Origin of the sequence: uncultured Clostridium sp., assembly GCF_937920395.1 — a bacterium.
Lineage (GTDB): Bacteria > Bacillota > Clostridia > Clostridiales > Clostridiaceae > Clostridium_AD.
Genome location: NZ_CALEVF010000210.1, coordinates 1 through 8,455 on the forward strand (window position 1 = coordinate 1; position 8,455 = coordinate 8,455).

Here is an 8,455-nt window from a genome sequence, read left to right on the forward strand (position 1 = left end):
AAATATTAGAAGAGTTTGAAGATGAAAATATAAAGCAGGCAAAATTTGCAGTAGTGGTATATCCTAAAACTATGGTAGATGGATATTATAATTTGATAAAGGAATTAAAGGGTAATGCAGTAGCATTAGATATAAGTTCAAACAGCATTAATAAATTATTTATTGATAATATACAAGTTAACGATGAAAATTACAGTTTAGATGATACTGTTGCAGTAATAGATTTAGGGCATGATTTTATAAATGTAAATATTATTTCAGAGGGAAATGTTTTGTTTACTAGAATTATTAATTATGGTGGCTCTCTTATAGATATAGATATTGCTAAGCAATTATCTATATCAGAGGAAGAAGCAGAGAATCAAAAAATTAAAATTTGTAATTTATCAAGAGAAGCTTTAAGTGATATACAAAGTTCCATGGTAAACGATATTGCAAAAGCACAGGTAAAAAATTGGACTCACGAAATAGAAAAATTACTTAATTATTATAAAAACAAAAAAGAAGGAAATATAATAGACAAAATATATATTTATGGTGGAAGTTCTAATCTTAAGGGTATAGAGATATTTATGAAAGACATTGTAAACCTACCTATTACCCGAATACATAACTTAAGTAATGTAAATTGGTCTAAAATAAAGGTCTCTAATGTGAATCCGACTAGAATAGATGATGAATTAAGCAAATTTTTGAATGCTATAGGAGCGATAATAAGGCTAAGGTAGGTGAAATTTATGAACGATTTTAATTTTTTTGACTCTTATACAGGAGGTAAAAAAGATTTTAAAAAAGAATATTTTTATGCGGGTATAGTATTAGCCGGTTTAGTATTATTGATTGTTTTCACGTATACATCTAATTATTTTAAAATAAGTAATTTAAATTCTGAAATTACATATATACAGCAAAATTTAAATTCAAAAGATAATATTGTTAAGTTAAATCAAGCGACAAATGATGAAAAAAAGTTAGTTATAATGAATAAATATTATGGTATAGTGTCAAACATTAGTAATGGTCTAAATGATAATGATTTTGTAGGTAATAAGGCAATAAATGAAATAAACTCCTGTGTTCCAGAAGGTATGTATTTTAAGTTAATGACTTTAAATGCAAATGGAGTGCAACTTCAAGCAGAAGCAAAAGATAGAGAATCTATAGCAGTATTTGAGCGTAGTTTGAAAAAATTAGATGTGATAAAAGACGTTAATGTTACAACTATAAATTCACCATTAACAGGGAATGCAAATTTAACTTTTAGTGCTAATTGTATTTTAAAGGAAGTTGATAATAATGAAAGTAACTAAAAGGGAACAAATGTTAATAGGAGCTTTATTGATAATTTTATTAGGATATTGTTTTTATCAATTTATTTATATGAAACAAACTCAAAAAATAACTGAGTTAAAAGCAAGTAGAGATACATATTCTCAAAAATGGGAGCAAGCTAAAACAAAGATTGCATTAAAGGATCAAAAGAATGAAGAATATGCAGATTTAAATTCTAAAATCCTTAGTAAAACAGATAAATTGTTTCCATCAATAAAGCAGGAAGAAATCATAGTTATATTAAATAAAATGATTAATGATAGTAAGATTCAAGCAGATGTATTAGGATTCTCAGAAGTAAGCAGTGAAAATGCAACTGCAGTAGATACTAGCAAAACTGCAAATACTGTAGCCAGTGGTACAAATACTACCAATGAATTAGACAAGTTAGTAGGCGATTTTAATGGTACATCTACAAAAGATACTAGTAGCGTAACAACGAACACTAGTAATTCTAGTACAAACATCAATAATAATAGCACAAGCATTAATAACACAAAGATTATCGGTGCATATAAAATGGAAACTACACTTAGTGTTAAGGGTACATATGATGAACTTATAAGTTTTATAGGGAAAGTAGAAAGTTATAATAAAAAGATAGTTATTAATAATATAAACATAACTGGAGCTCAAGGTAGCAATGTAATAGGAACCATTGTATTAGATTTTTATGGAGTGCCTAAACTTAATAATAAAGACGAATTTAAGTGGGATGCTAAAGCACCTAGTGGTAGTGGAAATCCGTATGTTGGATCATCTTCCTCAATACTGGTTAGTACACCAACAGTAACAAATAATATTGCAAACACAGCTACTAACAGTACAAGTTCGATAACAAACAACGTAAGCACGGCAACTAAAAGTGTAAATACAGTTGCAAAAGCTGAAGTTAAAAGTGATTTTAGTCTAAATGCAAAACCTAAAACAACTAATAATTTACATACTATAACAATTGAAAAAGCAAAAGAGGAGTCAATGAAATCATATGTTTATTCAAATAATACTGGAATAGAATTAGTGGAGTTTTATTTCACAAAAATTGGATCTAAGTATTATTATAAATACAAAACAGGTACACAATCATATCCTAAAAATTTTAATAACTTTATTGAATTTATACCTAATGGGGGAAATATAGTTTTGAATATGATTTCACAAATTAGAGGAACAAGTTCAGATTTATCAGGAGCAAACATTAGAATTACCAATGATACTGACAAAAGTATTCTTGTGAATATTTCAGGTGATGATAAAAATAAACCGAGGATTAGTATATTAAAGGAAAAAGGTGATATTTCGGTTGTTAGAAAATAAATTATATATATATAAGTGAATAGAAATGTGTAGAAATTTGTCCTAGTTTCTTTAATAATTTGTTATAGCATATTGAAAGACAGAGCTAATAAAAATATGTCTTTATAGTGTGAAAAGGTAATGAGTTAAATTTACTATTAATTTAAACAACTAATTTATTAAAGTACTTCTAATGATCAAGCAACATAGTAATAAAAAAATTAAGTTTAGTCTCTCATGTTCTTAGCAAGGAACAACGTGTGTCATAATAACAAATCCCCGCCGGGGGTCATGAACAAATTGTAATAGTGTAACCGACCTTCACAAAAGGAGAAAGAGTTAGTGATTGAAACCTACTGGCTCTACTTTCTATACAAAACACACCGAATTGACTGTAAAACTTAGTGGTAGAAATGTTCTTATGAACTATATTTCTGAGGAAAATAGGAGTAAAATTAAAGTTATTTTTTAAAAAGGGAGTTGTAACCTATGATACCGAAAAAAAATAAAGGGTTTGCTTTGGTATTAGCTATTGTAATATCTGCATTTTTGTTTAGCTTGATTGCAATTTTGGGTACCAGCATGGTTTATGAAGCTAAACAAGCTTCATCTCAGCAAAAGAAGACACAAGCTTATTATATTGCGAGAGCTGGCGCTTCCGCGACTGAAAAATGGATAACTTCATTAACAGGCTCAGGTTTAGATAATTTTAATTCTGAGATTTTTCCAGTTCATTCTATTGTACAGAATTTTGGAGGAGGGACATTTCAAGTTACATTAACTCAAACTTCAGATCAAAAACAATTATTAATTGCATCAACAGGCAGTGTTGCAAATGGTAAAAATCCCGACGGAACTACTTCATATGTTATTGATAATGCAACTGTAGTTTTAAACAAAACAACTACAACAACCAATACTAATGCTACTACTCAAATAAATACTGCGATTTATGGGAGAAATAGAGTTAATATTACCAGCTACGTAAATGGAGATGTTGGTACTAGTTCATCAGCTCCAGGTGCAATTAAATTTGATTGGGGTCTTAGTAGTAGCAACATTTCTAATATTTATATTCCATCTGGGGGAAATCCGGATATAATAATTACTAAAACTAGCGATTACAAAAGTCCAAAACCGACAATAAAAACATTTGATGGTACACTAGTATATCCAGCACCAACACTACCAAGTTTCCCAAGTTTTCCTGGTAACTTAACATTTGCTGAACTTTCGTCTTCTGGAACAATTACACAAAGTTGCTATTATGCTAAAATTAATATAGTAAGTGGCGCTATTCTTAAGGTAGATACCAGTTATGGAGATATTAACCTTCGAATCGGAAACTTAAATATTTATGATGGTAGCATCATACTTATAGGTAATCATAATTTAAACTTATATGTTGATAATTCTATTTTTATAAAGGGACCAGTTAATTCTGGTGGAGATAAGAGTCATTTTAAGCTTTACTATAACGGTACTAACCTATTTGATATAGGCAACGGAACCAATATTAATGGATCATTATCTTCAAATACAGCAAACCTTAATATTGTTGGTGGATCAGTGGTTACAGGTGATATTTTTACAGCAGGTAGTACTGTTACAATTAGCAATGGAACCGTTACTGGTCCAAATTTAATATATGCCCCACTTGCAGACATCACAATTAATACAACAATTAATAGTTCACTTATAGGCAAGACAGTGACTGTAGAGAGTGGAACAGTGAACATGCCACCATATCCTGTATTAGTACAAATACCAGGTGCAACAACTTCTTCAACTAGTACCATTTATTCAACTCCAAATTGGAAGTAAAAAGATATCTAAATTTAAGAGGATGTGATTTTATGAGACTTTCTTATAACAAGAAAAAAGGATTAACATTAGTAGAACTAATTGTAGCAATAGCTATCATTAGCATTGTGACTGTTGGATGTTTGCCTATTTTTTTAGGTACTTATAAAAACATAATTTCTTCAGGTTCCAAAACTAAAAATGTTTTTGATGCCCAAACTAAAATTGATAGTGCGATACAAGATGTTAACTCTGGAAGTACGAACTTTACCAAGACCACAACACAAATCACTATACAATTCTCTGATGGTAATATAGTAAGTACTACCCCTATTTCAGGAAAAACGATTACCGTTAATAACGGTCAAACAACCCTAACCTCTTTTGTTCCTGATAATTAATTTGAGCTGGGATTGGAGGAGATTATTATTAATAAAGTCAAAAAAGACAATGGTTTCACCCTAATAGAGCTTATAGTAGTTATGGCAATAATGTCAATAGTAGTGGGAATAATTTTTTCTATCAGTAGTTATGGCAGTAAATCATATAAAATGTCTTTGAATCAAAGTTATAATCAGCAAGATGTAAGATTAGTTTCAAATTATATTAAAAGAGAATTAAGAAATGCTAATACTATTACTATTACACCAGCAGCAATTCCCCAAACTAATAGTGTTTATTATGCCCTAACGTTCAAACCAAAAACAACTGGAACGAGCAAGTATCTATTTAAGCAAACATACAATATAGCGGGTACTCTTCTATCAGATCAAGTAATAGGTAATTCATTAACCAGTTTAGATTTTTTATCATCTGCAAATCTTGGGATGTTAAAGGTTTTAATTGATGGTAATACTAATGCTAAAGATTATGTGATAGGGTTTGATTTTTTGATTAATAACCTTGCTTCTGTAAGTATATTGCCACAAAATACTGATGTTACAAAAATTTATTATGCTAAAAATTAATTTCTTATACGGCTTTTCAAAAGTACCTAAAATAAAAATGGTAAAACCCATGTAGAAGTGAATAATTTCTATAGCAAGTTCAACCATCTAGGTTGAACAATAAGCAAGTGGGAAGCAAGCTCCCCACAATGGTGACTGTCACTTGTCGAAAGGTGCGAAACTGGAGGAAACTACCGAAATATATAAATGTATTTCGGTAGCTTTTTCGTTGTTAATCTGTTTTTGCATTGCTACAGTGAATATAAAAAATGCGGTTGTCTATAATTAAAATAAGACTAAAAAAGTATTTAGGAAGTGGATTATAGATGACTAGAAAATTAGAGAATGGTACCCAAATGTCATGATGCATATTACAACTAGAGGAAATAGAAGAAATGATTTATCTAGGGATGAAGAGGATTATAAGGTATATTTAGGTACTTTAGACTATGTATTGGAAAAAACTGGTGATCAATTTGAAGTAGTAAGTTATGTCTTAATGTCTAATCATGTGCATTTGCAAGTACAAACAAAAGAAATGCACATAAAATGTTTTATGGGAAGGTTAAATAATTTATATGCTAAATATTTCAATAATAAATATAATTATGTTGGACATCTTTTTCAAGAAAGATATGGTTCGGAAATAATTTATGATGATAAATATGTATTAGAAGCAAGTAGGTATATTCATCTAAATCCAGTGAGAGCAAATATGGTAAAGAAGCCAGAGGAATATAAATGGTAGCAACAGAGTTTGTTCATTTCACTTCCAAACTCTGTAAGGGGTCAGGCACTTGTATATATATGGAAAGAAAAAGCAGGGTAAAAATAGAATATTTGAAGTGCATTTAATAGAGTTGAGGTTGGGGTAAGTTTTTAAGCAAAATTGTTTTTCGTGCCTATAAATGTTTCCACTGTTGCACCAGCCATCTAATAAAAGAAAATATACGATTAGTTATACATATGAAGTAGTAAGGTATGTCTTAATGACTAATCAAAGCAAGTGGGAAGCAAGCTACAGACAATAGTGACTGTCATTTGTCGAAAGGTGGAAAAGTGTATTAAATAAGTTTAACATCCCAAAGACATGTCAATACTTCTAACAGAGGTGATGGCATGTCTTTTAAAATTACATGGAAAACACATGTAATGTGTACAGTAATAGCTCTTTTAATTGTACTTCTACTGGGTAGGAGTGTAGGGAATATACTTGATAACTTTTTTCTGAAACCTTATATTTTTTACCCAACTAAATATCTAGTAATTAATTTTTGTTTATATGTACTCCTTTTAATGATTCCTATTTCAATTATTCATGAGAGTATTCATGGACTCGCTTATAAGATTTTTGGTGGCAAAGTAAAGTATGGGTTTAAGGGTATATATGCATATACGCAAGAAATATCTGAGGTACCTATAGAACGTTTTAAATTTTTAATTATACTTTTAGCACCATTAACTGTAATGTCTATTGCAACTTTGACGCTACCTATCTGGTTAGGAGGCATAACATTCCTACTCAACTTATTAGGAGCTTCAGGTGACATATATATGGCTTTTAAGCTTATAAAGTATGATTCTAACAGCAAGATAGTTGATAGAATATATGGATTTGATGTAGTATAGGAAAGCCATGGGTTATAATAGTAGCTCATGGCTATTTTATGTTTATGTTTTTAATGGACATGTTATTGTTATTTATTAATATGGGAATACATATTAGCATTTTGAAGTAAAGTATAATTATAGAATTAATAAAATGGAGTCATGTAGGTATGAAAAAATATATAAAGGTTATTGTTCTTGGAGCAGGATTTTCAAAGGCATTATGTAGTTCAATGCCTTTAATTAAAGATTTGCTTGAGAATATTGAGGAAGATAGTTTGCTCAAAAATTTTGTAAGCAATGCAAAAGCAAAATTACATGATTATTTTGATGTAGAAAACTGTGCTAGTTATATATTATCAAGAGAAATATTTTTTAGTGATAAAGAAGATATAGAATTTTATACTTTAAGAAAAGAAATGTTAAAACATATATATAATGAAATGAAAAATTGTGAGCCTGATCCTGACAAAATGGATATTATGGGTAAATTTTTATGTTATTGTTATAAGGAAAATATACTACTTGTTACATTTAATTATGATTTATTTATTGAAAAAATTTGTAAAAACTTAAGTGAGTGTGGTAAATTTGTAGTAAAATATGGTATTAACTTAAATGAAGATCCATATCAAGAAAGCGCAAAAATTGATGGTGGCGATCTGGATGAGAAAAAGATAGAACTTTTAAAACTTCATGGTTCTTTTAATTGGTTTAGTATGAGTAAATATGATAATGCAGATATAGGTGATGTTATATCACTTGAACAAAATGCTATTAATGAAATTTTTATTGAGGACGTACCATTTTTTGTCCCTATGTCAAATACTAAACAGAAATATTTTGCAGGTAATTTTTATAAACTTTTATGGAAAAAGATGAAATATTATATAGATAACGCTGAAGAATTAGATTTTATTGGATATGGATTCCCAAAAACGGATTTTGATAACTTATTGTTATTTAGTTCTTACAAGGAGAAAATAAAAAATATTGTAATATCTGAAACCTTAGAAGATAGAGAGACTAAAAAAAGGTTAGAAAAAGTTTTTAGCAGTGCTAAGGTTCATACAGATGGAGCAATTAAATATATTAAACAGATAATAAAATAGATGGAATTATTGTTTGATTATGTTTACAAGTTCTATTTTATAGTTTCCATCAGGGGAATCCACTTCTACTATATCGCCTACTATTTTTCCAAATAATACTTTTCCTATTGGAGACTCAATACTAAATTTACCGTTTATTATATCTACTTGAAGTGTGGTTACAAGTTCTATTTCTTCTATATCATCGTTGCCAACAAATTTTATAAATAACTTATTGCCTATGTTTGCACCGGCAGTTTCACCGATAACGTCATCCATAATTTGCGCACTTCTAATCATTTTTATTAAATAACCCATTCTTCGAAAGTTATCGTACATATTTGATTTTGCAGCTTTATATTCAGCATTTTCACTTCT

10 protein-coding genes are annotated in these 8,455 nt (G+C 29.2%); 9 read left to right on the plus strand and 1 reads right to left on the minus strand.

Annotated elements, in window-relative coordinates:
* The 9 genes from pilM to Q0649_RS13325 form a co-directional block, all read left to right on the plus strand.
* A partial coding sequence (gene pilM / locus Q0649_RS13285) for a cell division protein FtsA (RefSeq protein ID WP_298842773.1) occupies nucleotides 1-728 on the plus strand: 728 nt, incomplete at its 5' end.
* 9 nt (nucleotides 729-737) lie between these two features.
* The gene (locus Q0649_RS13290; RefSeq protein WP_298842775.1) at nucleotides 738-1,310 is read left to right on the plus strand and encodes a PilN domain-containing protein; all 573 of its coding nucleotides are present in this window, start codon (nucleotides 738-740) and stop codon (nucleotides 1,308-1,310) included.
* On the plus strand, nucleotides 1,297-2,649 hold the full coding sequence (locus tag Q0649_RS13295) for a hypothetical protein (RefSeq protein ID WP_298842778.1): 1,353 nt from the start codon (nucleotides 1,297-1,299) through the stop codon (nucleotides 2,647-2,649). Before Q0649_RS13290 ends, Q0649_RS13295 begins: the two co-directional genes overlap by 14 nt.
* A gap of 468 nt (nucleotides 2,650-3,117) precedes the next feature.
* Nucleotides 3,118-4,452 carry a pilus assembly PilX N-terminal domain-containing protein gene (locus Q0649_RS13300; RefSeq protein ID WP_298842780.1) on the plus strand — a complete coding sequence of 445 codons (1,335 nt, stop codon included), beginning with the start codon at nucleotides 3,118-3,120 and terminating at the stop codon, nucleotides 4,450-4,452.
* A 32-nt stretch (nucleotides 4,453-4,484) separates the two neighbouring features.
* A complete protein-coding gene (locus Q0649_RS13305) occupies nucleotides 4,485-4,832 on the plus strand; it encodes a prepilin-type N-terminal cleavage/methylation domain-containing protein (RefSeq protein ID WP_298842782.1) in 348 nt (115 codons plus the stop codon).
* 12 nt (nucleotides 4,833-4,844) lie between these two features.
* A complete protein-coding gene (locus Q0649_RS13310) occupies nucleotides 4,845-5,399 on the plus strand; it encodes a PilW family protein (RefSeq protein WP_298842784.1) in 555 nt (184 codons plus the stop codon).
* 340 nt (nucleotides 5,400-5,739) lie between these two features.
* A complete protein-coding gene (locus Q0649_RS13315; RefSeq protein ID WP_298842787.1) occupies nucleotides 5,740-6,126 on the plus strand; it encodes a transposase in 387 nt (128 codons plus the stop codon).
* 371 nt (nucleotides 6,127-6,497) lie between these two features.
* Nucleotides 6,498-7,007 (plus strand): DUF3267 domain-containing protein, encoded by a 510-nt coding sequence (locus tag Q0649_RS13320; RefSeq protein WP_298842789.1) that lies wholly within the window; start codon nucleotides 6,498-6,500, stop codon nucleotides 7,005-7,007.
* 149 nt (nucleotides 7,008-7,156) lie between these two features.
* Nucleotides 7,157-8,098 carry an SIR2 family protein gene (locus Q0649_RS13325; protein ID WP_298842791.1) on the plus strand — a complete coding sequence of 314 codons (942 nt, stop codon included), beginning with the start codon at nucleotides 7,157-7,159 and terminating at the stop codon, nucleotides 8,096-8,098.
* Between the two features lie 6 nt (nucleotides 8,099-8,104).
* Here Q0649_RS13325 and Q0649_RS13330 read toward each other — a convergent pair.
* Nucleotides 8,105-8,455, minus strand: a 351-nt coding sequence (locus Q0649_RS13330) for a GreA/GreB family elongation factor (protein WP_298842794.1), incomplete at its 5' end; no start/stop codon positions are given.